Here is a 380-nt window from a genome sequence, read left to right as displayed (position 1 = left end):
GGAAGCGCAGCCTGAGCGACGCTGTCAGCGTTACCATCAGGATGAGGCTCTGAAGCCTGAGATCCTGCGTGTATGGCAGGATAACCGGCAATGCTATGGCATCAGGAAAGTCTGGAAACAACTGAAGCGTGAAGACTTCACGGTGGCTCGCTGCACGGTTGCCAGACTGATGAGTACGCTTGGGATCCAGGGCGTGCGGCGTGGCCGCCGTTGTATCACAACGATCCCTGATGATAGCGCAGCTAAGCCATTGGATCTGGTGAAACGGGAGTTCAGTGCCAGCCGGCCAAACCAATTGTGGGTTGCAGATATCACGTATGTTGCTACGTGGTCAGGCTACGTTTACGTCGCCTTCGTAATCGATGTGTTCTCCCGAAAAA

At 54.7% G+C, this 380-nt stretch carries 1 protein-coding gene; it reads left to right on the top strand.

Annotated elements, in window-relative coordinates:
- A partial coding sequence (locus QWY20_RS18560; RefSeq protein WP_330130460.1) for an IS3 family transposase occupies positions 1–380 on the top strand: 380 nt, incomplete at both ends.

The sequence above is a fragment of the Alkalimonas cellulosilytica genome (assembly GCF_036325985.1).
Classification (GTDB): domain Bacteria; phylum Pseudomonadota; class Gammaproteobacteria; order Enterobacterales; family Alteromonadaceae; genus Alkalimonas; species Alkalimonas cellulosilytica.
This window is presented reverse-complemented; position numbering and strand designations above follow the sequence as displayed.